24 protein-coding genes and 1 tRNA gene are annotated in these 26,416 nt (G+C 71.2%); 10 read left to right on the top strand and 15 right to left on the bottom strand.

All coding sequences use genetic code 11. From position 1 onward, the window contains the following. The first annotated feature begins 71 nt into the window (after positions 1-71). Positions 72-2,054 (top strand): heavy metal translocating P-type ATPase, encoded by a 1,983-nt coding sequence (locus KV381_RS14520; protein ID WP_218785348.1) that lies wholly within the window; start codon positions 72-74, stop codon positions 2,052-2,054. Positions 2,055-2,106: 52 nt separating this feature from the next. Here KV381_RS14520 and KV381_RS14525 read toward each other — a convergent pair whose 3' ends face one another. Then, positions 2,107-2,649 carry a GbsR/MarR family transcriptional regulator gene (locus KV381_RS14525; protein ID WP_193463136.1) on the bottom strand — a complete coding sequence of 181 codons (543 nt, stop codon included), beginning with the start codon at positions 2,647-2,649 and terminating at the stop codon, positions 2,107-2,109. A 122-nt stretch (positions 2,650-2,771) separates the two neighbouring features. Between KV381_RS14525 and KV381_RS14530 the strand changes: the two genes are divergently transcribed. Together KV381_RS14530 and KV381_RS14535 are read left to right on the top strand one after the other, a co-directional pair. After that, positions 2,772-3,761, top strand: a complete 990-nt coding sequence (locus KV381_RS14530; RefSeq protein WP_218785349.1) for an ABC transporter ATP-binding protein — start codon at positions 2,772-2,774, stop codon at positions 3,759-3,761. Further along, positions 3,758-5,410, top strand: a complete 1,653-nt coding sequence (locus tag KV381_RS14535) for an ABC transporter permease (protein WP_218785350.1) — start codon at positions 3,758-3,760, stop codon at positions 5,408-5,410. Before KV381_RS14530 ends, KV381_RS14535 begins: the two co-directional genes overlap by 4 nt. 103 nt (positions 5,411-5,513) lie before the next feature. Here the strand turns inward: KV381_RS14535 and KV381_RS14540 are convergent. From KV381_RS14540 to galU, 7 genes are all read right to left on the bottom strand, one after another. Next, positions 5,514-5,587, bottom strand: a tRNA-Ala gene (locus KV381_RS14540). A 104-nt stretch (positions 5,588-5,691) separates the two neighbouring features. Further along, on the bottom strand, positions 5,692-6,915 hold the full coding sequence (glpR, locus tag KV381_RS14545; protein ID WP_218785351.1) for a gephyrin-like molybdotransferase receptor GlpR: 1,224 nt from the start codon (positions 6,913-6,915) through the stop codon (positions 5,692-5,694). 177 nt (positions 6,916-7,092) lie between these two features. Continuing rightward, complete coding sequence (locus tag KV381_RS14550; RefSeq protein WP_030078526.1) at positions 7,093-7,713, bottom strand: GNAT family N-acetyltransferase; 621 nt, start codon at positions 7,711-7,713, stop codon at positions 7,093-7,095. 17 nt (positions 7,714-7,730) lie between these two features. Beyond that, on the bottom strand, positions 7,731-8,327 hold the full coding sequence (locus KV381_RS14555) for a molybdenum cofactor biosynthesis protein B (RefSeq protein ID WP_086777209.1): 597 nt from the start codon (positions 8,325-8,327) through the stop codon (positions 7,731-7,733). Beyond that, the gene (gene moaC, locus KV381_RS14560; RefSeq protein ID WP_030078530.1) at positions 8,324-8,833 is read right to left on the bottom strand and encodes a cyclic pyranopterin monophosphate synthase MoaC; all 510 of its coding nucleotides are present in this window, start codon (positions 8,831-8,833) and stop codon (positions 8,324-8,326) included. Before moaC ends, KV381_RS14555 begins: the two co-directional genes overlap by 4 nt. A gap of 99 nt (positions 8,834-8,932) precedes the next feature. After that, entirely contained in the window at positions 8,933-10,243 is a 1,311-nt protein-coding gene (gene glp, locus KV381_RS14565) for a gephyrin-like molybdotransferase Glp (RefSeq protein WP_030624794.1), read from the bottom strand. Between the two features lie 4 nt (positions 10,244-10,247). Continuing rightward, positions 10,248-11,150 carry a UTP--glucose-1-phosphate uridylyltransferase GalU gene (gene galU / locus KV381_RS14570; RefSeq protein ID WP_030078534.1) on the bottom strand — a complete coding sequence of 301 codons (903 nt, stop codon included), beginning with the start codon at positions 11,148-11,150 and terminating at the stop codon, positions 10,248-10,250. 93 nt (positions 11,151-11,243) lie between these two features. On the opposite strand from galU, the gene KV381_RS14575 reads away from it, so the two are divergent. Next, on the top strand, positions 11,244-11,855 hold the full coding sequence (locus KV381_RS14575) for a 5-formyltetrahydrofolate cyclo-ligase (protein WP_030624792.1): 612 nt from the start codon (positions 11,244-11,246) through the stop codon (positions 11,853-11,855). 3 nt (positions 11,856-11,858) lie between these two features. On the opposite strand, the gene KV381_RS14580 is transcribed toward KV381_RS14575, so the two are convergent. Beyond that, positions 11,859-14,603 (bottom strand): penicillin acylase family protein, encoded by a 2,745-nt coding sequence (locus tag KV381_RS14580; protein WP_086777208.1) that lies wholly within the window; start codon positions 14,601-14,603, stop codon positions 11,859-11,861. A gap of 277 nt (positions 14,604-14,880) precedes the next feature. Here KV381_RS14580 and KV381_RS14585 point away from each other — a divergent pair, with 277 nt between their 5' ends. From KV381_RS14585 to KV381_RS14610, 6 genes are all read left to right on the top strand, one after another. Further along, positions 14,881-16,464 (top strand): potassium/proton antiporter, encoded by a 1,584-nt coding sequence (locus KV381_RS14585; protein WP_030078540.1) that lies wholly within the window; start codon positions 14,881-14,883, stop codon positions 16,462-16,464. A 300-nt stretch (positions 16,465-16,764) separates the two neighbouring features. Beyond that, a complete protein-coding gene (locus tag KV381_RS14590) occupies positions 16,765-18,045 on the top strand; it encodes an MFS transporter (protein ID WP_086777207.1) in 1,281 nt (426 codons plus the stop codon). Positions 18,046-18,111: 66 nt separating this feature from the next. Then, positions 18,112-18,462, top strand: a complete 351-nt coding sequence (locus tag KV381_RS14595; RefSeq protein ID WP_030078544.1) for an FmdB family zinc ribbon protein — start codon at positions 18,112-18,114, stop codon at positions 18,460-18,462. Positions 18,463-18,563: 101 nt separating this feature from the next. Then, positions 18,564-19,448 carry an S-methyl-5'-thioadenosine phosphorylase gene (locus KV381_RS14600; protein ID WP_030078546.1) on the top strand — a complete coding sequence of 295 codons (885 nt, stop codon included), beginning with the start codon at positions 18,564-18,566 and terminating at the stop codon, positions 19,446-19,448. Positions 19,449-19,638: 190 nt separating this feature from the next. Beyond that, positions 19,639-20,226 (top strand): RcpC/CpaB family pilus assembly protein, encoded by a 588-nt coding sequence (locus tag KV381_RS14605; protein ID WP_086777206.1) that lies wholly within the window; start codon positions 19,639-19,641, stop codon positions 20,224-20,226. Positions 20,227-20,339: 113 nt separating this feature from the next. Further along, positions 20,340-20,882, top strand: coding sequence for an MscL family protein (locus KV381_RS14610; protein ID WP_030078551.1), 543 nt, complete (start codon positions 20,340-20,342; stop codon positions 20,880-20,882). Between the two features lie 16 nt (positions 20,883-20,898). On the opposite strand, the gene KV381_RS14615 is transcribed toward KV381_RS14610, so the two are convergent. The 6 genes from KV381_RS14615 to KV381_RS14640 form a co-directional block, all read right to left on the bottom strand. Continuing rightward, complete coding sequence (locus KV381_RS14615; protein ID WP_086777205.1) at positions 20,899-21,120, bottom strand: hypothetical protein; 222 nt, start codon at positions 21,118-21,120, stop codon at positions 20,899-20,901. 61 nt (positions 21,121-21,181) lie between these two features. After that, positions 21,182-21,577 (bottom strand): hypothetical protein, encoded by a 396-nt coding sequence (locus tag KV381_RS14620; protein WP_030078555.1) that lies wholly within the window; start codon positions 21,575-21,577, stop codon positions 21,182-21,184. Then, positions 21,574-22,377, bottom strand: a complete 804-nt coding sequence (locus KV381_RS14625) for a Rieske (2Fe-2S) protein (RefSeq protein WP_086777204.1) — start codon at positions 22,375-22,377, stop codon at positions 21,574-21,576. Before KV381_RS14625 ends, KV381_RS14620 begins: the two co-directional genes overlap by 4 nt. Further along, on the bottom strand, positions 22,374-22,976 hold the full coding sequence (locus KV381_RS14630; RefSeq protein ID WP_010059620.1) for a 4Fe-4S dicluster domain-containing protein: 603 nt from the start codon (positions 22,974-22,976) through the stop codon (positions 22,374-22,376). Before KV381_RS14630 ends, KV381_RS14625 begins: the two co-directional genes overlap by 4 nt. Before the next feature lie 5 nt (positions 22,977-22,981). Then, complete coding sequence (locus tag KV381_RS14635) at positions 22,982-25,309, bottom strand: molybdopterin oxidoreductase family protein (protein ID WP_218785352.1); 2,328 nt, start codon at positions 25,307-25,309, stop codon at positions 22,982-22,984. Further along, positions 25,306-26,415, bottom strand: coding sequence for an MFS transporter (locus KV381_RS14640; protein ID WP_218785353.1), 1,110 nt, complete (start codon positions 26,413-26,415; stop codon positions 25,306-25,308). The genes KV381_RS14635 and KV381_RS14640 overlap by 4 nt, the downstream gene beginning before the upstream one ends. Position 26,416: the final 1 nt, after the last annotated feature.

The following is a 26,416-nucleotide window of genomic DNA, read 5'->3' on the forward strand; positions in this document are numbered from 1 at the left end:
GAACACCTCTTCAGATGTTCCTGTACCGTGGAACGCGTCGCCGTCCCCCACCCGTGAAGGGTTGCTCCGTCATGCCTTCCCTCCTCGTTCAGCACCCCGAGCAGGTGACCGCGTCCGCTCCGGCAGAGATGCCCCGTCGCCGTACACGCGTATTCGCCCTTTCGGAGGCCCGGTGGGCGGTGACCGCACTGACACTGTTCCTCTTGGCGCTGCCGATCCAGCTGGCCGGCGCCTCCGCGTGGGTGTGGGGTCCGCTGTACGGCGTCGTCTATGTCACCGGCGGCTGGGAGCCGGCCCGGGAGGGCTTGCGGGCACTGCGGGAGAAGACCCTGGACGTGGACCTGTTGATGATCGTCGCCGCGATCGGCGCGGCCTCGATCGGGCAGGTGATGGACGGCGCCCTGCTGATCGTCATCTTCGCCACCTCCGGCGCCCTGGAGGCGTTGGCGACGGCGCGGACCCAGGACGCGGTCCGCGGCCTGCTCGACCTGGCCCCCGCGACAGCCACCCTGGTACTCGACGACGGGAGCGAGACGACCGTCGCCACCAGGGATCTGGTGGTCGGGAACACCGTTCTGATTCGCCCCGGCGAACGGGTCGGAGCCGATGGCCGGGTGACCGACGGGGCGAGTGAGGTCGACCAGGCCACCATCACCGGCGAGCCGCTGCCCGTGGCGAAGGAAGCGGGGGACGAGGTGTTCGCCGGCACGCTCAACGGCACCGGCGCTCTGCGGGTCAGGGTCGAGCGCGACGCCTCCGACTCCGTCATCGCACGGATCGTCACCTTGGTCGAGGAAGCCTCCGAGACCAAGGCGCCGACCCAGCTCTTCATCGAGAAGGTCGAGCAGCGATACAGCCTCGGCATGGTCGTCGCGACACTGGCCGTCTTCCTGGTTCCCCTGGCCTTCGGCGCCGACCTCACCGGCTCACTGCTGCGCGCGATGACCTTCATGATCGTCGCCTCGCCGTGCGCGGTCGTCCTCGCGACCATGCCGCCCCTGCTGTCGGCGATGGCCAACGCCGGCCGCCACGGCGTCCTGGTCAAGTCCGCCGTCGTCATGGAACGCCTGGGCCAGGTGGACCTGGTCGCGCTCGACAAGACCGGCACCCTCACCGAAGGCACCCCGCGGGTCACCGAGATCCGACCCCTGCCCGGATCGGGTCTGGACGAGGACGCCCTGCTGGCCATGGCGGCCGGGGCGGAGCACCCCAGCGAACACCCGCTCGCCCGCGCCGTGGTCGACGCCGCCCGCACCCGCGGCCTGACCGTGCCGGATACACGGGACTTCACCTCCGCTCCCGGCACCGGCGTCACCGCCACCGTCGACGGGCACACCGTCGCGGTAGGCGCGCCCGCCCGCCTCCTGAGCGGGACCGGGGCCGCCTCCGCCAAGGCCGCGGCCCTGGCGGAAACCCTGGAGAGCGACGGCCGCACCGCCGTCCTCGTCCAGCGTGACGGCACACCCGTCGGCGTCCTGGGAATCGCCGACCGGCTGCGCCCCGACGCGACCGCCACGGTCGCCGCCCTCACCGCCCTGACCGGCGGTGCGCCGATGCTCCTGACCGGTGACAACCCGCGGGCCGCCGCCCGGGTGGCCGAAGAGGTCGGCATCAGCGACGTCCGAGCCTCGCTGCTGCCCGGGGACAAGGTCACCGCCGTCCGGGAGGAGGCGCGTACCGGCCGCAAGGTGCTGGTCATCGGCGACGGTGTCAACGATGCCCCGGCACTCGCCGCCGCCCACACCGGCATCGCGATGGGACGGGCGGGTTCCGACCTCGCCCTGGAAACGGCCGACGCCGTCATCGTCCGGGACGAACTCGCCACCGTTCCCGCAGCGGTGAACCTGTCGAGGGCCGCCCGGCGCCTGGTGGTGCAGAACCTGGTGATCGCAGGCGTGTTCATCTCCGTTCTGGTCGTCTGGGACCTGATCGGGCACCTGCCCCTGCCCCTCGGCGTCCTCGGCCACGAAGGCTCCACCGTCATCGTCGGCCTCAACGGCCTGCGTCTGCTGCGCGAAGACGCCTGGAAGCGCGCCGCCACGGGCCGGCGGTGAGCGCCGGACCGGGCACGGGCAGCGGTCACCCCTCCGGGGCGAGGCCGTGCGGTCAGCGGCCGCGGTGCTGGGCTCGGTGCGTCTCCCAGCGCTCCATCAGCGACCCCAACTCCTTCTCCAGGAACCGGAAGAACTCCAACGTGTCGTTGATCCTGCGCCCCTGAGGGGTTTCGAGCCCGAAGTGGCTCACCCCCTCCTTCAACGTCGCCTGCCAGCTCCTCAGCATGGCATCGCGCTCCGTCAGAGCGCTGTACCACTGATCACCCTGCACGCGGTAACGCTCCCGCCGCGAACCCGGCTCCCTCTCACGGCTGACCATGTCGACCTGCGCGAGATAACGGACGGCTCCCGATACGGCCGCCGGGCTGATCCTGAGCCGCTCGCCCAGTTCGGCGGAGGTCAGATCCCCCCGCTCGGAGGAGAGCAACGCCGCGAAGACCCTGGCCGGCATGCGGGCCATCCCGGCTTCGACGAGCTGGGCGGCGAAGCGCTCGATGAACCGCGAGGCGGCGGCCTCCGCATCGGCGGCCCCGCCGCCGACGACCTCCCCCCGGCCGCCGTCCGCACGGCCGTCTCCCCGCCGCCCCTCACTCATGTCCTGACCCCAGTTCCTGTGATGCGGCGCCCCGACACCCCGACGCCCTGCGGCAGTCTACCGAGTGATTTATACGGTTCATTAACTTCACACACTTCTGAAGAAAGCGTACGTTCGGCATCATGAAGACGGCAATCGCTGTGGCCGGACTCCACAAGTCGTTCGGCCGGACACACGCCCTCGACGGCCTGGACCTCTCCGTCGATGTCGGCGAGGTCCATGGCTTCCTCGGCCCCAACGGTGCGGGCAAGTCCACCACCATCCGTGTCCTGCTCGGGTTGCTGCGCGGCGACTCCGGCTCCGCGCAGCTCCTGGGCAAAGACCCGTGGAAGGACTCCGTCGAACTGCACCGGCGCCTCGCCTACGTACCGGGCGACGTCGAACTGTGGCCGGGCCTCACCGGCGGGGAGGCCATCGACCTGCTCTCCAAGCTGCGCGGCGGCCTCGACCGGCAGCGGCGCGACGAGCTCGTCGAACGGTTCGACCTGGACCCGACCAAAAAGGGCCGCGCCTACTCCAAGGGCAACCGGCAGAAGGTCGCCATCGTCGCCGCGCTCGCCTCCGACGCCGAACTGCTGCTCCTGGACGAGCCCACGGCGGGCCTCGACCCGCTCATGGAGGTCGTCTTCCAGGACGTCATCCTTCAGGCGAAGGCCGCGGGCAGGACCGTGCTGCTCTCCAGCCACATCCTGGCCCAGGTCGAAAAGCTCTGCGACCGCGTCAGCATCATCCGTCGGGGCCGCACCGTGCAGTCGGGCACGCTGAGCGAGATGCGCCACCTGACGCGCACGACGGTGGAGGCCCAGACCCAGCACCCGGCCACCGGACTCGACATCCTGCCCGGCGTCCACGGGGTCCAGGTGAAGGGCCGTCGGGTGAGCTTCGCCGTCGACGGAGCACACCTCGACGCCGCCATCCGCAGACTCGGCGAGTTCGGCATCCGCAGTCTGATCAGCCATCCGCCGACGCTGGAGGAGCTGATGCTGCGCCACTACGGCGACGAGCTCGCCGTCAACGGAGGTCAGGGGCACACCGAAGGATCCGCCGGCCCGGAGGACACACACTCCGGCACGATCACTCCGGTCCGCGGCGGCGACGAGGCCGACCGATGACCACCACCGCAGCAGCCCTCCGGGCCCGCACCGCGCCCGGACCGGGTCCAGGCGCTTTCGCGGGTACCGCGGCCCTCATCCGGTTCGCCCTGCGCAGGGACCGTGTCCGTCTCCCGGTCTGGCTGCTCGCGCTCGTCCTGGGCACGCTCGCCACAGCGAGCGAATACGCGACCCTGTACGCCACCGCCGAGAAGCGGGCCGCGGTCGCCGCCACCATGGACAGTCCCGCCGCACTCGCCATGACCGGCCCGCACCACTACCTCTCCGACTACGGCATCGGCGCGATGCTCGGTCATCAACTGCTGGGCTTCATGGCCGTCCTGGTCGGCCTGATGAGCGTCCTGATCGTCACCCGGCACACCCGGAACGAGGAGGAGACCGGCCGGGCCGAGCTGGTGCGCTCCACCGTCGTCGGGCACCATGCCCAACTGGCCTCCGCGCTGGCGGTCGCCGCCGTCGCCAACATCGCCCTCGCCGTTTTCGTGGCCCTGGCCCTCGTCTCGACGCGCATCGACGGCATCGGCTCCGGCGAAGCTCTGCTGTACGGGCTCACGCACACCGTGATCGGCCTGGTCTTCGCCGGCATCGCCGCCGTCACCGCGCAAGTGACCGCCCACGCGCGCGGAGCCTCCGGAATGGCGCTCGCACTGATCGGTGTCGCCTATGTGCTGCGCGCCTCCGGCGATGTCGGCGACGCCGCCCTGTCCTGGCTCAGCCCGATCGGCTGGATCCAGCGCACCTACGTCTTCGTCGACAACCGCTGGTGGCCCCTGCTGCTCTGCCTGGCGACAGCCGCGCTCACCACCGCCACCGGCTTCGTTCTGAGCACCCGGCGTGATGTCGGCGCCGGCCTGCGCGCCGCCCGGCCCGGCCGCCGTACCGCGTCCGCGGCCCTCACCCGGCCCTTCGGCTTCGCCCTGCGGCTGCACCGGGCAACCCTGCTGGGCTTCGGCGCCGGGCTCCTCCTGATGGGCGTCATGTACGGCTCCATCCTCGGCGACGCCGCCGACATGGTGAAGGACGTCGAACAGGTCCAGGAAGCGCTGGCGGAGATCGGCGGCAGCTCCGTCGCCGAGTCGTTCGCGTCGATGGTGATGGTCGTCATCGCGGTCGTCGCCGCTGTGTACGTGGTGATGGCCTCCCTGCGACCGCGAGCCGAGGAGAGCGCCGGCCGCGCCGAACCGCTGTTGGCCACCGGTCTCTCACGCCGCCGCTGGCTGGGCGGCCATGCCGCCGTCGCACTGGCCGGCGGTACGGTGCTGCTGCTCGCGGCCGGTCTGGGCTTCGGCCTCGCGGGCGCCGCGTCCACCGGCGACACCGCCCTCGTGGGGGAGCTCGTCGGGGCCGCCGCGGTGTACGCGCCCGCGTTGTGGGTGACCGCGGGTGTGGCCGTCGTGCTCTTCGGCTGGTGCCCCCGCGCCGCATCGGCGGCCTGGGTCGTGCCCGTGTACGCGTTCCTCGTCGGGTACCTCGGCGCGATACTCCGCTTCCCCGGCTGGATGAACGACCTTTCGCCCTTCGGCCACGTTCCCCGCCTTCCGGCCGCCCAGTTGAGCTGGACCCCCGTGCTCGTCCTCACCGCCGTCGCGGCCGGACTGGTCCTGTTGGGGCTGGCGGGCTTTCGCCGCCGGGATCTGGAGACGAAGTGACGGGCGGGTGACCGGACCTGAGAACCACGAAATCCCGCCCAGTTGACATAACTGGACGGGATTTCGTGAACCGGTCCCGAGCTGACTCGTGAACGGTTCGCTGTGGACCTGTGGGGATTTGAACCCCAGACCCCCTCGATGCGAACGAGGTGCGCTACCAGACTGCGCCACAGGCCCTTGCGACGTGTGAAACTCTAGCACCCTCACAGGGGTGCTTGGAAATCCGTTCCTCCGCTGGTCAGCGGTGTCGGGTTTGCCGGGCCCCCGGCGCCCCCGCCGCCTCACTCATTGGCCGCACGCGGCCGGTCCTCGTCGTCGTACTGGTCGAAGAGCGGGGTCCGGCCACGGTCGCGGTTGCGGCGGGACTGGTTCGTGCGCTGGCGCGGGGCCGGGTCGACCGCGGGGGCCGTCGGGTGCGACGTGCCGGTCTGGGTGGGCTCGGCGGTGCTGGAGCGGGCCGCGCTCCAGGTCTCCGGGTCACCGACCTCCACGCCGCCCGTGGCCCGGGGGGCGACGGGCGCGGTGACATAGGTGGGCAGCGGTACGGGAACGGGCTCCCAGCTGTCGCCCTGGACGCGGCCGCGCTCACGCTGCTGGTCCACCCACTCCGCGTGGTCCGTCTGCTCGACGAGGGCGCGCCGGCCGGCCTCCTGGGGGGAGACCGTGGGGGTGGGCTCCGGCTCCGCGTGGTGCGCTTCGGAGTCGTCGTCCGGCTCCGCGGGGGCGGGGATCGCGGGCTGGTTCCGGCGCGGGCGGTTCTCGCGCAGGCGCTGGGCCGCGTCCTCGGCCCGGCGGCGGTCCATCGTGAAGGCGAACCGTCGGCGCTCCTGGGCGCGCAGATGCACGATGTACGTGCTCAGCAGCACGGCCGGTACCGCCGGGGCCCACAGGAAACCGAGCCCGCCGACCGCCGCGACGACCGCGCCCGCGGTGAAGGCCAGGAAGAGGACCACGGTGGTCCGCCTGCGCCGGGCCAGGACCTGGGAGCGCTGGGCGCGCCGGGCCCGCTCGGCGTCGGCCGCGCCGGAGCGGGGTCGCCGCTGGGCGGGGGGCGTGTGTTCCGCGGGGCGCTCACCGGACCGGCGTTCGTTCGGCTGACGGTCCGACGGCTGGCGCCCCGCCCGTCGGTCGTGCGCCGAACGGTCGTGCGGGCGGCCGGAGGCCTGGTGGTCCGGGGCGCGCTCGGGCGCGTGCGCCGGGTCGCTCAGTCTGGCTTCCGTGTGCGCCGGAGGCGCGGCAAAGGCCCGGACGTCCACGGATTCCATACGGTCCGTTTCCCGGTCCGGGTCCACGTCGGGCGCCGCCTCCTCGGCGGTGCGCTCCCGCAGCTCCTTGGCGTACCGGCGCTCCATCGCCGCCCGTCCGGACAGCAGCCGGATGGCGGTGCTGAAGCGTTCCGTCGGACGGGCTTCGTTGAGCTCGTCCTGCCTGCGGAGCCACATCGGCACCAAGTAGGCGGCCCAGGCCCCGACGATGACTGCGTAGATGAGGCCGCTGCTGCTCACGCTCACACCGTAGAGGGGTTTGCGCGCAAGGATCCGCCAATTGGCCCGGTGTGTCGCACGATCCGGCTGATATCACGGACTTTTTTTGCGATTGTTCGGATCAACAGCCATCGAAAGCCCGACCCAATGCGGTCACCCGACGGTCATCCCGCGATCAAATTCGAACATCTATTTTATTTATTCAGGCGGTCCGGGGCTTCTCGGTGTCGCCGGGCGCGACCGGCGCCAGCGCCGGAGCATCCCCTCGGGCACTTCCTCGGCGGTGAGGGCGAAGATCAGATGGTCACGCCAGGCCCCGTCGATGTGGAGATAGCGCGGGCGTACGCCCTCGGAACGGAATCCGAGTTTCTCCACCACTCTGCGGCTGGGCCCGTTCTCCGGGCGAATGCAGACCTCGATGCGGTGCAGGCCCACGGTGCGGAAGCAGTGGTCCATGGCCAGCGCCACGGCCGTCGGCATGACCCCGCGCCCGGCGACGCTCCGGTCGACCCAGTAACCGATGTGTCCGGAGCACATCGAGCCCCAGGTGATCCCCGCGACCGTGAGCTGGCCGACCAGCCGGCCCTCGTACTCGATGGCGAACGGCAGCATCCGCCCGGCGTTCGCCTCGGCGCGCAGATGACGGACCATCTGCCGGTACGTGGGGCGCTGCGCCATCGGGCCGCCGGGGGCGGGCGGCGGAACGGTGGCCTCCCAGGGGCGCAGCCAGTCGCGGTTACGCCGGTTGACCTCGCGCCAGACCCGCTGATCGCGCATCTTTATCGGGCGCAGGACGATCTCGCCGTCGGTCAGCGTCACCGGCCAGGTCGCGATGTTCAGCTCGGGCTCCCCGGTCGGGGGTGATCGCCGCCGCGGAGCTGGTCGACGGCGTGCACCAGAAGCCTGCCGAGGACGGCGAGGCCGTCCTTCACCCCGCCGGTGGAGCCGGGGAGGTTGACGATCAGGGTGCGGGCGGCCACGCCCGCGAGGCCCCGGGAGAGGGCGGCGGTCGGGACCTTGCCGAGGCCCTCGGCCCGGATCGCCTCCGGGATGCCGGGGATCTCGTGGTCGAGGACGCGGCGGGTGGCCTCGGGGGTGGCGTCGGTGGGCGAGATGCCCGTACCGCCGGTAGTGACGATCACGTCGTACCCGGCGGCGACGCCCGCGCGCAGGGCCGCCTCGACCGGGTCGCCGTCGGGGACGACCTGCGGTCCTTCGACCGTGAAGCCGAGGCCGGTCAGCGCCTCGGCGATCAGGGGGCCGCCCTTGTCCGCGTACACCCCGGCGGAGGCCCGGTTGGAGGCGGTGACGACGAGGGCGCGGTACGGGGCGTGCGGCGCGGCTCCGGAGGCCCCGGCCCCGGGCTCGGGCCCGGATCCGGATGCCCGCGCGTGCCCCTCGTGGCCGGAGGCGACCGGCTCGGGCGGCGTCACGCGTCCGGTCCCGACGGTCCGTCCGGCGTGGTGCGCCGGTAGTCGCCGGACTTGCCGCCCGACTTCGCTTCGACCCGTACGTCGGTGATGACCGCGCTCTTGTCGACCGCCTTGATCATGTCGACGACGGTCAGTGCCGCCACCGACACCGCCGTCAGGGCCTCCATCTCGACGCCCGTGCGGTCCGTCGTCTTCACAGTGGCCGTGATCTCCACCGCGTCGTCGGCCACGCTCAGGTCGACCGTGACACCGGAGACGGCCAGCGGGTGGCAGAGCGGAATCAGCTCCGGGGTGCGCTTGGCCCCCATGATCCCGGCGATCCGGGCGGTGGCGAGGGCGTCGCCCTTGGGGACGCCCTCGCCGCGCAGCAGCTCGATCACGCGCGGCGCGACGAGCACCCGGCCGGACGCGCGGGCGACGCGGGTGGTGACGTCCTTCGCCGACACGTCGACCATGCGGGCCGCGCCCGCCTCGTCGATGTGCGTCAGCCTGTTCTGCGTACTCAACTCACTCCGCCTAGCGGTAGGGGCACCGATGGGCCTCGAACCCGGAGGGGGTCCCCCGGAAGGCACGGCGGCAGATACCGTACCGCCACCGGGCGGCGGTCAGCGGAGCAGGATCACGTCCGTCTCCGTGCCGGGTTCGACCGACGTGACGTCCTCGGGCACCACGATCAGCGCGTCGGCCTGGGCCAGCGCCGCGATCAGATGCGATCCGGAACCGCCGACCGGGGTGACCGTGCCCGCCTCCGCGTCGTAGCGGCCGCGCAGGAACTGGCGGCGGCCTTCCGGCGAGGTGAGCGCCTTGTCGGCGCGCAGCTCGGCGCGGGCCGTGGGGCGGTGCACATCGGGGAGGCCCATCAGCGCGCGGATGGCGGGGCGGACGAACAGCTCGAAGGAGACGTAGCTGGAGACCGGGTTGCCCGGCAGGGCCAGCAGCGGGGTGTGGTCCGGGCCGATCGAGCCGAAGCCCTGCGGCTTGCCCGGCTGCATGGCGAGCTTGCGGAACTCGATCCCGCTGCCCGGCTCGTCCTCGTCGCCGACGGAGGACAGCGCCTCCTTGACGACGTCGTACGCGCCGACGCTGACGCCGCCGGTGGTGACGACGATGTCCGCGCGGATCAGCTGGTCCTCGATCGTGGCGCGCAGCGTCTCGGCGTCGTCGGCGACCGCGCCGACCCGGTAGGCGATGGCTCCGGCGTCCCGGGCCGCGGCCGTCAGCGCGAAGCTGTTGGAGTCGTAGATCTGGCCGCCCGTCAGCGTCTCGCCGGGCTGGATCAGTTCGCTGCCGGTGGACAGGACGACGACGCGGGGGCGGGGCCGTACGACCACGGTGGAGCAGCCGATCGCCGCGAGCAGCCCGATCTGCGGCGGGCCGACGACCGAGCCGGCGGCCAGCGCCAGATCGCCCGGCCTGACGTCGCTGCCGCGCTCGCGCACATGGGCTCCTGCGACGACGGGCCGGTGCACCCTGACCTCGCCGGTGGCGCCCTCCGGCGCGTCGGCGTGGGCGCGCATCCCCTCGGCCGGGCCCTCGCCCGTGCCGCCGTCCGTCCATTCGACCGGGACGACGGCCTCCGCACCGGCGGGCAGCGGGGCGCCCGTCATGATGCGGGCGGCCTGTCCCGGGCCCACGACCTGGTCGTCGGCGAGCCCCGCACTGCCCGCGGCGACGTCGCCGATGACGGTGAGGACCGCGGGGAACTCCTCGCTGGCGCCCTCGACATCGGCGATCCGGACCGCGTAACCGTCCATGGAGCTGTTGTCGAACGGCGGCAGGGCCACCTCCACGACGACGTCCTTGACGAGCACGCAGCCCTGGGCGTCCGGCAGCTGCAGCTCGATGGGCTCCAACGGCCGCACCGCGGCGAGGATGTCGTCCAGGTGTTCGTCGACCGACCAGATCGTGCTGCTCACGGGGTTACATCTCCTCAGCGACGTACTTGCGCAGCCAGGTCCGGAAGTCCGGCCCCAGGTCTTCACGTTCGCACGCCAGTCTGACAATGGCGCGCAGATAGTCGCTGCGGTCTCCGGTGTCATAGCGGCGGCCCTTGAAGACGACGCCGTGCACGGGGCCGCCGATCTTCTCGTCGGCCGCGAGGAGCTGGAGCGCGTCGGTGAGCTGGATCTCGCCGCCGCGGCCCGGCTCGGTGTGTCGCAGTATGTCGAAGACCGCGGGGTCCAGGACGTACCGGCCGATGATGGCGAGGTTGCTGGGGGCGTCGGCCGGGTCCGGCTTCTCGACCAGGTCGGTGATGCGGACCACGTCGCTGTCGACGGTGGCGTCCGCGGCGGCGCAGCCGTAGAGGTGGACCTGCGAGGGGTCGACCTCCATCAGCGCGATGACGCTGCCGCCCTCACGCTCCTGGACCTCGACCATCCGGGCCAGCAGTGCGTCGCGCGGGTCGATCAGGTCGTCGCCGAGCAGCACCGCGAAGGGCTGGTCGCCCACGTGCGGGGCGGCGCACAGCACCGCGTGTCCGAGGCCGCGGGGGTCGCCCTGGCGGACGTAGTGCATGGTGGCGAGGTCGCTGGACTCCTGGACCTTGGCGAGGCGTTCGGCGTCGCCCTTGCGGGTGAGCGCGGACTCCAGCTCGTAGTTGCGGTCGAAGTGGTCCTCCAGGGGCCGCTTGTTGCGACCGGTGATCATCAGCACGTCGGAGAGTCCCGCGGTCACGGCCTCCTCGACGACATACTGGATGGCCGGCTTGTCGACGACAGGCAGCATCTCTTTCGGAGTGGCCTTCGTGGCGGGCAGGAACCGGGTGCCGAGACCTGCTGCCGGAATGACGGCCTTGCTGATCCTGGAGGGCGACTGAGTCATGTGCCGACCATAACGGCTGCACACGGCCGGAAGCTGATATTCCGGTTAACTTCGTCCTTAAATATGCCCATACGAGAATCGTGCGAGTCTCTCTTGAACACCGACAAGTCCGGCAAGGCGTCCGCGAAGAACTCACTCCGGCGCGAACTGCTCGCCGCACGGGCCCTCCTGACGAAGGAGGACGCCGTCCGGAGCGCCGCGGTTCTCGCCGCCGCCGCTCTGGGTCTCCCCGAACTGGCTGACGCCCGTACGGTCGCCGCGTATGTCTCCGTGGGTCGCGAGCCGGGCACCCGTGCGCTTCTGGAAGCGCTGCGCGGGCGCGGCGTGCGGGTGCTGCTGCCGGTGCTCCTGCCCGACAACGACCTGGACTGGGCGGCCTACGAGGGCCCGGAGCATCTGCTGCCGGCCGGGCGGGGGCTCCTGGAGCCGGACGGCCCGCGCCTGGGCCCCGACGCCGTGCTGGACGCCGACACCGTGCTGCTGCCCGGCCTGGCGGTGGACGGGGCCGGGATGCGGCTGGGGCGGGGCGGCGGCAGTTACGACCGGGTGCTGGCCCGGCTGACGGCCGCCGGGGCGCACCCGGCGCTCGTCGTGCTCCTGTACGACGACGAGGTGGTCGCGCGAGTCCCTTCGGAACCGCACGACCACCCCGTGGACGCCGTGGTCACACCGGCCGGAGCGCGGCGCTTCCTGAACCCTTCGTAAGGCCTACGGCTTCAGCGTCAGCGTGTCGACGGTGGACGCGTCGACCGCTTCCGACCCGAAAGACCAGTCGAGCAGTTCCCCGTCGACCCACTTCTCGGTCTGGTCGGTGTAGTGCGCGTTGAACGCGTGCCCGGAGGCCCCGCTGAGGTTGATCCAGCGGGACTTGTCCCAGTCCCCCACGTTGACGACCATCCGCATCGACGGCACCCAGACGACCTCGTAGCCGCTCGCCGCGTTCCATCCGGTGGCGTTGACCGCCGCTTCGCCGCCGCCGAGGTTCCAGGGGCCGCGGTTGAGCGCCCGCTGGAGCAGGCCGGGGCCTTCGGTGCCGAGCGTCTGGTTCTTCAGCGTCAGGCGGTGCAGCCGGCCCCAGCTCCAGGTGGAGATGTTCTTGCCGAGCTTCGCCGTCAGCTCCCAGCGCGCGTCCTCCATCGCCCGGGCGAAGAGGTCGTCCCGGCTCTCCAGGGCGTCCTCGCGGCCCCGGGCGGGGGCCTTCCACCACTCGTTGTCCGGGTCGTCCATGATGTCCCGGACCACCTGGAACCAGCGGTCGCCGCCGTCCGGCTGCGCGGTGTCGCCGTCGCGCTGGCCGCACTCGCGGACGAGCTTCTTCTGCTGGTCCACCGGGCCGCTGTTCTTGGCCGGCGGCACGTTGAGGCAGTCGCCCTTGACCCGCATCTCCTTGGGAAGCTTGTTGCCGAAGGCGAGCTTCAGGATGTTGCGCCAGACGCCGTTGAAGTACGCGGCGGCGGCCGAGTCGGGCTCCTGGGTGTAGTCCCAGCCCTCCAGCAGCTTCTGGGCCTCGCGGACGCTCGGGTCGGAGATGTTGATCTTCTTCAGCTCGGGCACCAGCAGTGCGGCGATCTCGCTGAAGTTGTCCATCTGCATCTTCTGCATGTCATCGGTCGACACCTTCTCGCCGCCCTTGATCTTCTGGGCGAGGAGGTCGTTGATCCGCTGGCTGCGGGCGCCGTAGCCCCAGTCCTTGGTCAGGAGGTGGGGGTACTTCTTCTCGTCGATGACGGCCTGGTTGGCGGTGACGATGTAGCCGCGGTCCGGGTTGTACTCGTAGGGCAGCTCGTCGAAGGGGATGTAGCCCTTCCACGCGTACTTCGGGTCCCAGCCCGGGGCCGGGAGCGTGCCGTCGTAGCCCTCGGAGCGGACCGGGATCCTGCCGGGGGCCTGGTAGCCGATGTTGCCCTCGGTGTCGGCGTAGATGAGGTTCTGCGAGGGGACCTCGAAGTACTCGGCGGCCTTCCGGAAGGTGGCGAAGTCCTTGGCCCGGTTGAGCGCGAAGACCGCGTCCATGGACTTACCGGGCTCCAGCGCGGTCCACTTCAGCGCCACCGCGTAGCCGTCGGCCCGGTCGGGTGCGGCGTTGCTGACGGGCGCCTTCTGGCCGACCTTGTCCAGCTCCTTGCTGCGGTCGGAGACCAGGGGGCCGTTGTTCGTCTCGCGGACGGTGATCGTCCGGTCCCTCCCGCCGGCGACCTTGATGGTCTCCTCGCGGGTCTTGAACGGCTTGGTTTCGCCGTCGTACAGATAGCCGTCGCCGGAGACCTTCTCCAGGAAGAGGTCGGTGACGTCGGCGCCCAGGTTGGTGAGGCCCCAGGCGATGTCCTGGTTGTGGCCGATGATCACACCGGGCATGCCGGAGAACGTGTAGCCGGCCGTGTCGTACTGGCAGGTCTTGGAGAGCTCCCGGCAGTGCAGCCCCATCTGGTACCAGAGGGAGGGCAGCATCGGCGCGAGGTGCGGGTCGTTCGCGAGCAGCGCCTTGCCGGACGTCGTGTGCTTGCCGTCGACGACCCAGGAGTTCGAGCCGATGCCGTTGCCGTTGGGGCCGAGCAGCGCCGGGATCTCGTCGAGGGTGTCCGAGAGGGCGGAGAGCTGGGTGTTCAGGCCCTCGGTGGCGCCCTCCGGGGTCGCGGAGCCGACGTTGTCCGACGGGGTCGCCTCGGGGTCGAACTTGCCCGTGACCGGGGAGATCGCGCCCTGCTCGACGATCGGCCTGTTCTTCTTGTACGGGTAGCCGGGGTACAGGTCCTCGATCTGGTCCTTGTCGAGGCGGCTGGTCAGCAGCGAGCGGTCGATCTCGTCCTGCATGTTGCCGCGCAGGTCCCAGGCCATCGCCTTGAGCCAGGCCACCGAGTCGACCGGGGTCCACTCGCCGGGCTTGTAGTCGTTGGTGAAGCCCAGCGCCGCGTACTCGACCGAGATGTCGCGGCCTTCCTTGCCCTTCAGATACGCGTTGACGCCCTCCGCGTACGACTGGAGGTTCTTCTTGGTGCTCTCGTCGAGGACCTCGTCGTACTCTTTCTGCGCCACCTGACGCCAGCCGAGCGTCCGCAGGAAGGAATCGGTCTCCACCTGGCCGGAACCGAACATCTCGGAGAGCCGGCCGGACGTCATGTGCCGCCGGACGTCCATCTCCCAGAAGCGGTCCTGGGCCTGGACGAAGCCCTGGGCGCGGAAGAGGTCGGCGTCGGAGTCCGCGTAGATCTGCGGAATCCCGTAGGAGTCACGTTTGACCTCGACGTCGCCGCTGAGGCCGTCGAGCGTCATCGAACCGGTGGTCTGCGGGTACGAGGCCCGCACGGTGGAGACGGACCAGTACGCCCCGTACCCGACACCCGCGACGAGCGCCAGCACCAGGACGAGCACGATCAGGCGGGCGCGTCGCCCCTTCTTCCTGCCGGGCTTCTTCGCGTCGGAAGGGCCGGAAGAGGCGGTTGTGTTGGCGGGCATCGCTGTCCTTCGAGGGGCAGGGTGGTCCTGGGAGTGCAGGAGCAACCATAGGCGCAGCGGAGAAGCCACTCGGACGCGGTATAGGGATGCATCCATTTGCGTCTTCCTCGTACGAACACTCGAAGCCGTCAAGGAATCGTTAACGATTAGGTAAGGTAACGAAGTAACTGGCTGCCGGAGGACGATCCGGCAGGCGCACGCAGGGAAGGAACGGACCCTGACTGTCCACGCGCTCAACGAACTCCTGCTCGTCTGCTCGCTCGTCCTGCTCGTCGCCGTGGCGGCGGTACGGATCTCCTCGCGCAGCGGGCTCCCCAGCCTGCTCCTGTATCTCGGCATCGGGATCGCCCTGGGCCAGGACGGCATCTTCGACGTCAAGTTCGACAACGCCGAGCTGACGCAGGTGATCGGCTATGCCGCCCTGGTCGTCATCCTGGCCGAGGGCGGGCTCGGAGCGAAGTGGAAAGAGGTCCGCCCCGTCCTGCCCGCCGCCGCGGTGGTCTCGACCGTCGGCGTCGCCATCAGCGTGGGCATCACCGCCTCGGCCGCGCACTATCTCGTCGGCCTCGACTGGCGCCAGGCCCTGATCATCGGCGCGGTCGTCTCCTCCACGGATGCCGCGGCCGTCTTCTCCGTCCTGCGCAGAGTGCCCCTGCCGCCCCGGATCACCGGTGTCCTGGAGGCCGAGTCCGGCTTCAACGACGCCCCGGTCGTCATCCTGGTCGTCGCCTTCTCCGCGGTCGGCCCGGTGGAGCACTGGTACGTCCTGGTCGGCGAGATCGCCCTGGAGCTGGCCATCGGCGCCGCGATCGGCATCACGGTGGGCTGGCTGGGCTCCCTGGGGCTGCGGCACGTGGCGCTGCCCGCCTCCGGCCTCTACCCGATCGCCGTGATGGCCATCGCCGTCTCCGCGTACGCCGCGGGCGCCATGGCCCACGGCAGCGGGTTCCTCGCCGTCTACCTGGCCGCGATGATCCTCGGCAACTCCAAGCTGCCGCACTGGCCCGCCACCCGCGGTTTCGCCGACGGGCTCGGCTGGCTGGCCCAGATCGGCATGTTCGTGCTGCTCGGCCTGCTGGTCACCCCGCACGACCTGGTCGACGACTTCTGGCCCGCCGTCGTCGTGGGTCTGGTGCTGACCATGGTGGCGCGGCCGCTGTCGGTCTTCCTGAGCCTCGCGCCGTTCCGGATGCCGGCCCGCGAGAAGGTCCTCATGTCCTGGGCCGGGCTGCGCGGGGCGGTGCCCATCATCCTGGCGACCATTCCGATGGTGTCCGGGGTGGAGGGCAGTACGAGAATCTTCAACATCGTCTTCGTCCTGGTCATCGTCTACACGCTGATCCAGGGCCCGACGCTGCCCTGGGTCGCGAACAAACTGAACATCGCCGAGGACCCGGCCGAGGCCGACGACCTGGGCATCGAGTCGGCACCGCTGGAACGGCTGCGCGGCCACCTGCTGTCGGTCGCCGTCCCCGCGAAGTCGAAGATGCACGGCGTGGAGGTCGGCGAGCTCCGGCTCCCGGCCGGTGCCGCGGTCACGCTGGTGGTCCGGGAGAACAAGAGCTTCGTGCCGTCCCCGGCGACGGTGCTGCGGCGCGGGGACGAGCTGCTGGTGGTGGCCACCGATCCGGTGCGCGACCGGGCGGAGGAACGTCTGCGGGCGGTCGCCGAGGGCGGCAAGCTGGCCGGCTGGCTGGGCACGGGCGGATCGCCCGCCTCCGGAACGCCCGGTGCGGCGGGCCCCCAGGGTGGATCCGCCATTCCGCAGGCGATGAAGCTGGCCAAGAAGCTCGGCGGGGCCGGTGCGAGCGCCCATGCCGGAGCCAACGGAAGCGGAAGCGGCGCGAAGACCCGCCCCTGAGAAGGCGTCGCAGATCACAGGCTGAAACGGAAGCCCTGTGTGCAGATCACAGGCGCACAGGGCTTTCTGTCTGTATCATGAAGGCAAACCTGATCGACCAACTCTGTCTGAAGCAGAGCTGGCGCGACCGTATGGCGGTCGTGGTGTCTCTTCGCCCGGCGTTTCTTCGCCGCTTGCAGCGAGTCGCCCGGCATCTACCGCAGTTCCGCGCGAAGAGGACAGCTCTCGGCCGCTTCCGTCCGGCCCGCCCCACAAGGGCGCCGGGAAGCAGGGCTACCAGGCGGCAGAAAGGCAAGGACCGTGGCAACCACGGTCTCCGACCGCCCCGGATACGGGCAACTGCTGCGCACCCCCGGTGCGTGGACCTTCCTCCTCCCGGGCTTCGCCGCACGGCAGCCCTTCGCGATGCTGACCATCGGCATCGTCCTCCTCGTGCAGCACACGACCGGCTCGTACGGCAGCGCGGGCGCCGTCGCGGCGGTCTCCGGCGTCTCCATGGCGCTGTTCGCCCCGCAGAGCGGCAAGCTCGCCGACCGCTTCGGCCAGCGTTCCGTCCTGCTGCCCGGGGTCCTCCTCCACGCCGTCTCGGTGAGCGCCCTGACCGTCCTGGCGCTGGCCGACGCACCCCTGTGGGCGCTGTTCGCCGCCGCCGTGCCGACCGGGGCCTCGATCCCGCAGATCGGCCCCATGGTGCGGGCCCGCTGGGCGGCGCTGCTGGGGGCGACCCCCGACCGGCCCGCCTCCCCGCTGATGTCCACCGCCGCCGCGTTCGAGTCGGTGACGGACGAGTTCACGTTCGTCCTGGGCCCGGTGATCGCGACCGCGCTGTGCACCGGCGTGCACCCGGCGGCCGGCCTGATCACGGAAGCCGCCCTGACTCTGGTCGGCGGCCTGTTCTTCGCCGCGCAGCGCGCCACCCAGCCCGTCCCCCGGGGCGCCGCCACCGCGACCGAACCGCACGCCTCGGCGCTCTCCGTACCGGGCGTGCGCGTCCTGGCCATCACCTTCCTGGGCATCGGCGCGGTCTTCGGCGGCATGCAGGTTTCGCTGACCGCGTTCTCGGAGGAGATCGGCCACCCCGGCGTGAACGGCGTCCTCTACGGCATCTTCGCCGCGGGAAACATGCTGGCCGGCATCGCCTGCGGCGCCATCGCCTGGAAGAGCAGCCCGCGCCGTCGGCTGATCGTCGGATACGTCGCGCTGACGCTGACCGCGTCCGGCCTGTGGGCCGTCCACTCGGTGCCGCTGCTGGCCGGGCTCGGCCTGCTGGTCGGCCTCTGCATCGCCCCGGCACTGATCAGCGGCTACACCCTGGTCGAGTCGCTGGTGCCCGCCACCGCCCGCACCGAGGCCTTCACCTGGCTGACGGGAGCGGTGGCGCTCGGACAGGCCGCGGCCGTGACCGTAGCGGGGCAACTCGCCGACGCCCATGGCGCGAGCACCGGGTTCCTGGTGCCCCTGGCCGGGACCGCACTGGCTCTGGTGACCCTGCTGGCCCTGCGCTCACGGCTGACACCCCGGTCCTCGGGACGCACCGTGGCACGTGGGATCGGTCACCGCGAGCCGGTCACGGTGGACTGATTCAACGGAATACGTCAGTATGGAGCGTCGTTAGCACTCACTGAGTGAGAGTGCCAGGAGGAGCAAGTGCCGACCTATCAGTACCAGTGCACCGAGTGCGGCGAGGGCCTCGAGGCGGTGCAGAAGTTCACCGATGATGCCCTGACCGTGTGCCCGAGCTGCGACGGACGCCTCAAGAAGGTGTTCTCCGCGGTCGGCATCGTCTTCAAGGGTTCCGGTTTCTACCGGAACGACAGCCGTGGCTCCTCGTCGAGCAGCACGCCGGCGTCGACGACCTCGAAGTCGTCCGACTCCGCGTCGTCCTCGTCGTCGGGTTCGGACACGAAGGCGAGCGCATCCGCGTCGTCCTCCTCGTCCGGCTCCTCCTCGTCGTCGGCCTCCGCGCCGGCCTCGTCGAGCGGTACGTCGGCCGCCTGAGCCCGCGTACGCCCCATCCGCTTTCCCCGGACCCCGCCGAGGCCACTCGGCGGGGTCCGGGCGTGCGCCCCGGGAAACGCTCCTGCGGATACGGTGACCGCATGGCGAACGCACATACGGAAACGGGCTCCGGTACGGGTACGTCGGGTACCGAGGGTTCCGCGGAGATCGGTGTCATCGGCGGCTCGGGCTTCTACTCCTTCCTGGAGGACGTCACCGAGGTCTCCGTGGACACCCCTTACGGAAAGCCGAGCGATTCGGTCTTCCTCGGCGAGCTCGGCGGCCGGCGGGTGGCCTTCCTGCCCCGCCACGGACGCGGCCACCATCTGCCGCCGCACCGCATCAACTACCGGGCCAACCTGTGGGCGCTGCGCTCCGTCGGGGTCCGGCAGGTGCTCGGGCCGTGCGCGGTGGGCGGGCTGCGGCCGGAGTTCGGGCCGGGCACCCTGCTCGTCCCCGACCAGCTGGTGGACCGCACCAAGACCCGCGTACAGACCTATTACGACGGTGAGCCCCGGGCCGACGGGACCGTACCGAACGTCGTCCACCTGGGCTTCGCCGACCCGTACTGCCCCGAGGGCCGGAAGGCCGCGCTGGCGGCGGCCCGCGGACGCGACTGGGAGCCGGTGGACGGCGGCACCCTGGTGGTCGTCGAGGGGCCCCGCTTCTCGACCCGCGCGGAATCGCGCTGGCACGCGGCGATGGGCTGGTCCGTCGTGGGCATGACCGGGCACCCCGAGGCGGTCCTGGCCCGGGAGCTGGGGCTCTGCTACACCACGATGACCCTGGTGACCGACCTGGACGCGGGGGCCGAGGCGGGCGAGGGCGTCTCGCACGAGGAGGTGCTCCAGGTGTTCGCGGCCAATGTGGACCGGCTGCGCTCGGTGCTGTTCGACGCGGTGGCCGGGCTGCCGGAGAACGAGAGCCGCAACTGCACCTGCGCCCACGCGCTGGACGGGATCGACACGGGGATCGCGCTGCCGTAGCCGGCGTGGCCGGGGGGCGGGCGGGGCGGCCTCACCGGATCAGGTGACGGAGTTATCCACAGTGCGGAGGCCGTCCACAGGCCTCAGCGGGATCTGCTCGGACCGTGGAAAGTGAGGGGAGTTCGGCCGGTCGAACCGGTCCGGGCTCCCCTTTCCCGTGCGCTCCTCCGCGCTGATCCCAGGTGGTGCCATGTCCACGTCCTCGCCCCTGTCTCCGTCCTCGTCCCTGCCCACATCCGCTCTCCCCGCGCCGGTGCCCGCGCCCGGCGGGGTGGGGCCGTTCGGGCCCCTGCGGGTGCGGGGCGGTGGCGCGCACCGGCTGCGGCGGATGCTGCGCCGCCAGCGGCGTGCGGCGGCCGCGGGGCTCGCGCTGGCGGGTGCCGCGCTGGCCACCACAGGCCTGAGCACCGCCGACGGAGGAGCCGCCGCCGCGCCGGACGCTCCGCCGGGGGCCGGCCGGTCGTCCGGGCGACTGGTCGCCGCGCCGGTCCGGATCGCGGATCCGGAGACCGTGCGGCTGCTACGGCCGGGAGACCGGGTCGATGTGATCGCGGTCGGCGACACGGGCGGCGACGACGCACGCGTGGTGGCACGAGGGGCGCGCGTGGCGAAGGTGCCGCGTGCGGCCGCCGGACCGGGCGGCCATACGGCGAGCGGTGGCGGTGAAGCGGGGAGCGGGGCGCTGGTGGTGTTGTCCGTGGAGCGGTCGACGGCCACCGCGCTGCTCGGCGCGGGTACTTCGGGGCGGCTGGCCGTGGCGGTGTCCGATGCGAACTGACGCCCTCTCAAGTCACCCGTGGGAATTAGTGGATTGGACAGTGCCGCCTTCACCCGCCTTAGGTGGCGGAGCAGTTTGCTCCCCCGACCGCACATGCGAAAGAAGGCTCACCTGTGAGCGAGAAGAAGGTCAGTCTGCTGGAGGGCTTCAAAGCCTTCCTGACGCGCGGCAATGTGATCGACCTCGCGGTGGCTGTCGTCATCGGCGCAGCGTTCACCAACATCGTGAACGCGGTCGTCAAGGGCGTCATCAACCCCCTGGTCGGTGCGTTCGGCACCCAGGACCTGGACAACTACAGCTCCTGCCTCCAGGGCCCGTGCACGACGGACCCGAAGACCGGGGAGATGGACGGGATCGAGATCCTGTGGGGCTCGGTGCTCAGCGCCGCCCTCAGCTTCCTGATCACCGCTGCCGTCGTGTACTTCCTGATGGTGCTGCCGATGGCCAAGTATCTGGCCCGGCGGGCGGCGATGCAGGCCGCCAAGGAAGGTGTGCAGGAGACGATGGAGGTGAGCGAGCTGGAGGTGCTGAAGGAGATCCGCGACGCGCTCGTCGCCCAGCGCACCGGTGGCGCACCCGGTCGGCTCGGGCCGGACACGGGCGAGGGCCCCGGCGTGACCGGCGGGGGCGCCACGGGCCCGGTCGAGGACCGGTAGCCCTCCGGGCGACCGCTCAGATGTGGTGGGGCGGCTTCTCGTCCAGGAAGCGCGCGAGGTCCGCGGCGCTGCCTCCGGTGAGAGGCCGCTCGCCCCACCCCTGGTCCGTATCGTCCGCGGACTGCCGGTCCAGCGGATCGTCGAAGATCAGAACCGGTTTGGGCTTCGGTTCCTGCTGCGGCTGCTCCTGCGGCTGCTGCTTCGCATCACGCGGTCGGGGGGCGGGGGCGGCACTCATGTCTCCAGGGTACGGCGGCTCGCCACGAGGTGTGAGCCGCCGTGGAGCCGGGCGGCGGGCGTCAGCGGTCCTTCGGATCGAGCAGCCACAGGCCGAGCACGACCAGGAACGACAGACCGAGGAAGCCGGCCCCCCACCAGGCCGTGCCGGTGTTGCCCTCCATCCACTCGTCGATCAGGACGGTCAGCCCCCAGAGCTGGCCGATGACGACGGTCATGGCCAGGGCGAGGCGGGCGGTGAGCTTCGAGGAGCGCTCGGGGTCCTGGTCGGTTCCCGCGCCGGGGCCCGGGCCGGTGTGCCGGACGCGGGGGTCCCCGTATCCGCTGGTGGGGCGGATCTGCGGATAGCGCTCGTGGACGGGCCGGTTCAGCTCGGGGTCCGCGCTGCCCGGGTGGTAGGCGGGGTAGTGGCTGCCCGGGGGCGGCAGCGGCTGCTCGGGGTGCGGGGTGTCGCTCATGCCCGCCTGCCCGGGGTCTCGGCAGTGGCGGACGTGGCGGCGGCTCCGCGCCCGGGGCCGGAGACACGGCTGCCGGCATCCCCCGCGCCGCCGGCCCGGGGTGCGGGCCGTTCATCGGTGCTCCGGTTCCGGGCGCGTGGCCCGGCGGCCCGGGGCGGGGATTCGGCTCCGCCGCCGATGTCGGGGCAGCCGATACGGGTGGCGAGGTCGGGGCGCTCGCCGCCGAGCTGGCGGCAGAGGCCTTCCTCGACGCTCTCGCCGGAGCGGGTGGTGCCCACGGCCCAGACACTTCCGTCGTCCTGCTCGATGACCACGACCTTCGGCAGCCCTCGGGGCGGTGGCCCGGCGGTGACCTCGCCGGACCGGGCATCGAAGACTCCCTCGTGGCACGGGCAGTACAGCTCGCCCTCGCTGCCCCGGTCCTTGCGCCAGAGCACGGCGCAGGCGAGGTGGGTGCAGACGGCGGAGTAGCCGACGAGGGTGCCGTCGTCGAGGCGGACGGCGACGGCCCGGTCCTCCTCGCCCGGGTAGCGGAAGGCGATCGACTCGCCGGGCAGGAGCCCGCCGGCGATGCGCTTCGGTTCGGGGGCCTTGCCCTCCTCGCCGTCGCCGTGCCGGTGGAGGATGCCGGCCGCCACGCCGATACCGCCGACGGCGAGTCCGCCGGAGACGGTCGTGACGATCCGGAGGTAGTCCCGCCGGGTGGTGAGGGAGTCGGCGGCGATCCGGTCCTGGAGCGCCTCGCGCGGGTCTCCCCCGGCGGGGTGCTCGCCGGCCGGCTGCTGGTCGGTGACGCTCATCGGCGGACGTCCTTCCCATTGATCTCGACGACGGGAAGACCGCCGGGAACCGGCCACTGGACCCGTTCGGCGGGGACGACCATGGCGACACCGGTGCGGACCTCGGTCTCGCCGAAGACGAAGGTGTCGGCGACCTGGACACCGGGGCGCTCCGCCTGGAGTTCCTCGACGGTTCCGTAGAAGAGCGCTCCGGTCGGGCAGACGGTGGCGCACATGGGGGCGAGGCCGTAGGCGGTGCGGTCGTAGCAGAGGTTGCACTTCATCTGGAGCTTCGCCTGGAGGTCGATCTTCGGTACGCCGAAGGGACAGGCGTTGACGCAGTTGGAGCAGCCGATGCAGCGGGTGGTGTCGGCCTGCTGCACCACACCGTCGGCGGTCACCAGGATCGCGTCGGCGGGGCAGACCTCGGCGCACGGGGCGACCGGGTCCTCGCAGTGCATGCAGACGGTCGGGAGGGAGGCGACGGACTGGCCCTCGTCGGTGTAGTCGAGGTGGATCATCGATTTACCGCGGTGCGAGTCGCATTCGCGGCAGGCAGAGACACAGGCCTGGCAGCCGATGCAGCGCCCCGGGTCGATGAAGATCGTTCTGCCCATCATGGGGATCAGCTCCTCTCCGAGGTCCCACGGCCCTGTGGGGCCGTGGGAGGCAGCGGGTCGGTACGGGAGACCTGGGTCTCCGGGTAGGCGACATGGCCGGGGGCGACCGGCGGGGCGGGGACCTCGTCGATCCGCTCGGCGTGCTCGATGCGGCAGGCGCACACCTTGTACTCGGGGATCTTGGACCGGGGGTCGAGGGCGTCGATGGTGAGGGCGTTGGCCGCGGTGGGGACGGGCCAGTGGTACGGGACGAACACGGTGTCGGGCCGGATCGCCTCGGTGACCAGGGCGGGGAAGACCTCGCTGCCGCGCCGGGTGACGACGCGGACGGGTTCGCCGTTGCGGAAGCCGTGGGAGGGGTGGATCTCGGCCCAGGGGCGCGGGGTCTGTTCGACGAGGGCGCCGAGCCTGCGGGTCTGGTTGCCGGAGAGGAAGTGGGCGACGGTGCGGCCGGTGGTGAGCGACATGGGGTGCTCGTCGTCGTACGGGTCCATCGGCGGGTGCCATTCGACGACCTGGAGGTGGATCTTGCCGTCGGGGTGGTAGGTCTTCCCGTCCTCGAAGAGCCGGGGGGTGCCGGGGTGGTCGGCGGTGGGGCAGGGCCAGGCGATGCCGCCCGTCTCCTCCAGCCGTTCGTAGGTGATGCCGTAGTAGTCGTTGACGGTCCCGGCGGAGGCGACGCGCAGCTCGTCGAAGACCGACCGGGAGTCGGGGAAGTCGAACTTGTCGCCCGCGCCGAGCCGTCGGGCGAGTTCGCAGATCGCCCAGGTGTCGGTGCGGACGCCGGGGGGCGGGTCCTGGGCCTTGTTGTGCTTGACCACGCGGGCTTCCGCGTTGGCCATCACCCCTTCGTCCTCGGCCCAGGTGGTGACGGGGAAGACGACATGGGCGTTGGCGGCGGTCTCGGAGAGGAAGAAGTCGAATTGGGCGTGGAACTCGGTGGCGTCGTACCCCTCCTTGACCACCCGGTAGTTGGGCAGGGAGACGAAGGGGTTGTTGCAGATGCCGATCAGGCCGCGGATCTCGCGGCGCTGCATCTGCCAGACCATTTCCATCATGGAGGTCCCGGCGGGCGGGAGTTCGGACTCCTCGATGCCCCAGATCTCGCAGATCTGGCGGCGGTGCTCCTCGTTCATGATGGAGCGTCCGCCGGGAAGGAGGTCGGACTTCTGGCCGTGTTCACGGCCGCCCTGCCCGTTGCCCTGGCCGGTGATGGTGCCGTAGCCGGCGCCGGGCCTGCCGATGTGGCCGGTGGCGGTGCAGAGGTTGATCACGGAGAGGCAGTTCTCGACGCCCTGCGAGTGGTGTTCGATGCCCCGGGCGTGCCAGGCCATGGCCTTGGGCGCGCGGGCGAAGGCCCGGGCGACCTGGACGATCTGCTCGGCGGGGATGCCGCAGATCGCGGCGGCGCGGGAGGGCGGGTATTCGGCGGCCTTGGCCTTGACCTCCTCCCAGCCGGTGGCGTGGGCGGCGAGATAGCTCTCGTCGGTGAGCCCTTCCTCGATGACGACGTGCAGGACGGAGGTGAAGAAGGCGGAGTCGGTGCCGGGCTTGAGGGCGACGTGGATGTCGGCGGTCCGGGCGATGGCGGTCTCGCGCGGGTCGACGACGATGAGGCTCGCCCCGCGGTCCCGGGCTCCCCAGACGTACTGGGTCATCACGGGGAAGCACTCGCCGACGTTGGAGCCGGCGATGAGCAGACAGTCGGTGAGGAGGATGTCGGAGAAGGGGTTGCCGGCCCGGTCGATGCCGAAGGCCAGCTTGTTGGCGCCCGCGGCGCTGACCATGCAGAGGCGGCCGTTGTAGTCGACGTGCCGGGTCTTGAGCGCGACCCGGGCGAACTTGCCCACCAGATAGGTCTTCTCGGAGAACAGGCTGGCCCCGCCGAGGAGCCCGAAGGCGTCGTTGCCGTGCGTCTGCTGGATGCGCCTGATCTCGGAGACGGTGAAGTCGAGCGCCTCGTCCCAGGAGACCTCGCGGAACTCCTCGTCGCGGGAGCGGCGCATCAGCGGGGCGGTCAGCCGGTCGGGGTGGTTGACCTGCTGATAGGCGTTGATGCCCTTGGGGCAGAGCCGCATCCGGTTGATGTCGTGGTTGCGGGGTTCGACGCCGAAGACCTTGCCGCCGTGGTCCACGCGCAGATACATCCCGCACTGGACGCCGCAGAAGCAGCAGTGGGTCGGTACGAGCGTCTCGCCGTTCTGGTCGGCGTGCCACTGGTCGGCCGGGATGCCGCCGGCGTCCCGGAAGGCGCGGGTGCCGGGTGGGGCGAGGGAGGGGTCCAGGGGGATGAAGGTGCGGCGGTCGGCAGCAGCTCGCGGATCTGCGGTCACTTGAAGCCCTTCTTCACATGGGAGAGGTAGGCGCTGCCGCGCAGCACTCGCTTGCAGCGCGGGCAGTACTCGGCCCAGGCGTCGAAGTCGAGCCGGAGGTCGCGCATGGTGCCGCGCAGGTTCTCCACGTAGGGCCCGGTGTCGATGGGTTCCTCGCAGCGGCGGCAGGCGAACACCTCGTCGTCCTTGCGGCCGGTGTACTTGAACAGCTGCATGCCGACCGCGGCCGGGCGCTGGACGATGTGGAAGAACTTTCCGAACGGGATGTAGATGAGGGTGAAGACCACCGACACCATGTGCAGGATCGCCAGGAACTGATAACCGCCGCCGTGCAGGAAGACCGAGGAGAAGGTGAGCAGCAGGCCGGTCACGGAGATGACGATGAGCGCGATCAACGGCACCAGGTCGTAGGCGAAGCGCTGGCCGGTGATGGCGCCGCGGTCCTTCATCCGGCGCCACAGGAAGTACGAGGCGCCGGGGATGACGAGGACGGCGGCGATGTCCAGGCCGTGGAACATCAGCCAGCCGAGAAGGTTGAGGGAGTCGAAGCCGAGGACCTTGAAGCCCCAGATCCGCATCTCGTAGCCGGGGCCCGAGCCGCTGCCGGAGGTGAAGGTGAACCAGCCCCAGGTGAGCGGGAAGGTGATCAGGGCGGCGAGGATGCAGCCCCAGAAGATCAGCTGGTGGGCGGCCCAGCGGGCGTGGGAGCGGGCGCCGAGGAACTTCTGGAAGCCGAGATAGGTGGCGATCATCTTCGGCAGGGCGGTGGGCGCCCGGCGGAAGTTGTCCAGCGAGAAGAAGCTGCGCAAGCCCTGTTTGAAGAGGCGTCGGGCGCCGGGGGCGGAGATCCAGACGGTGTACCGGTAGGCGACGCCGAAGGCGAGGAAGACCGTGGCCACGGCATAGGGGAGGAGGGCCGAGTCGAAGTTGCGGAGCATCCGGCTGCCGAGCACGATCGCGAGGATCAGCAGGGCGGATACCGCCGCTCCGACGAGCGTGGCGCGGGTGGTGACGGACCGGGGGCCGGTCGCGGCGGGGGGCGTGGCCGCAGCGCCGTCGAGGGCGTGGGGCTCGGCTGCTGCGGTGGCTTCTGAGGGCTCGGTCACC

Source organism: Streptomyces sp. WY228, assembly GCF_019287315.1.
GTDB lineage: Bacteria > Actinomycetota > Actinomycetes > Streptomycetales > Streptomycetaceae > Streptomyces > Streptomyces caviscabies.

What these genes read in the sequence shown, in the direction of transcription:
- KV381_RS14520 (WP_218785348.1), top strand. Translation starts at nt 72, where the DNA reads ATGCCTTCCCTCCTCGTTCAGCACCCCGAGCAGGTGACCGCGTCCGCT.
- KV381_RS14525 (WP_193463136.1), bottom strand. Translation starts at nt 2,649, where the DNA reads ATGAGTGAGGGGCGGCGGGGAGACGGCCGTGCGGACGGCGGCCGGGGG.
- KV381_RS14530 (WP_218785349.1), top strand. Translation starts at nt 2,772, where the DNA reads ATGAAGACGGCAATCGCTGTGGCCGGACTCCACAAGTCGTTCGGCCGG.
- KV381_RS14535 (WP_218785350.1), top strand. Translation starts at nt 3,758, where the DNA reads ATGACCACCACCGCAGCAGCCCTCCGGGCCCGCACCGCGCCCGGACCG.
- galU (WP_030078534.1), bottom strand. Translation starts at nt 11,150, where the DNA reads ATGACTCAGTCGCCCTCCAGGATCAGCAAGGCCGTCATTCCGGCAGCA.
- KV381_RS14580 (WP_086777208.1), bottom strand. Translation starts at nt 14,603, where the DNA reads ATGCCCGCCAACACAACCGCCTCTTCCGGCCCTTCCGACGCGAAGAAG.
- KV381_RS14600 (WP_030078546.1), top strand. Translation starts at nt 18,564, where the DNA reads ATGGCGAACGCACATACGGAAACGGGCTCCGGTACGGGTACGTCGGGT.
- KV381_RS14605 (WP_086777206.1), top strand. Translation starts at nt 19,639, where the DNA reads ATGTCCACGTCCTCGCCCCTGTCTCCGTCCTCGTCCCTGCCCACATCC.
- KV381_RS14615 (WP_086777205.1), bottom strand. Translation starts at nt 21,120, where the DNA reads ATGAGTGCCGCCCCCGCCCCCCGACCGCGTGATGCGAAGCAGCAGCCG.
- KV381_RS14620 (WP_030078555.1), bottom strand. Translation starts at nt 21,577, where the DNA reads ATGAGCGACACCCCGCACCCCGAGCAGCCGCTGCCGCCCCCGGGCAGC.
- KV381_RS14625 (WP_086777204.1), bottom strand. Translation starts at nt 22,377, where the DNA reads ATGAGCGTCACCGACCAGCAGCCGGCCGGCGAGCACCCCGCCGGGGGA.
- KV381_RS14630 (WP_010059620.1), bottom strand. Translation starts at nt 22,976, where the DNA reads ATGATGGGCAGAACGATCTTCATCGACCCGGGGCGCTGCATCGGCTGC.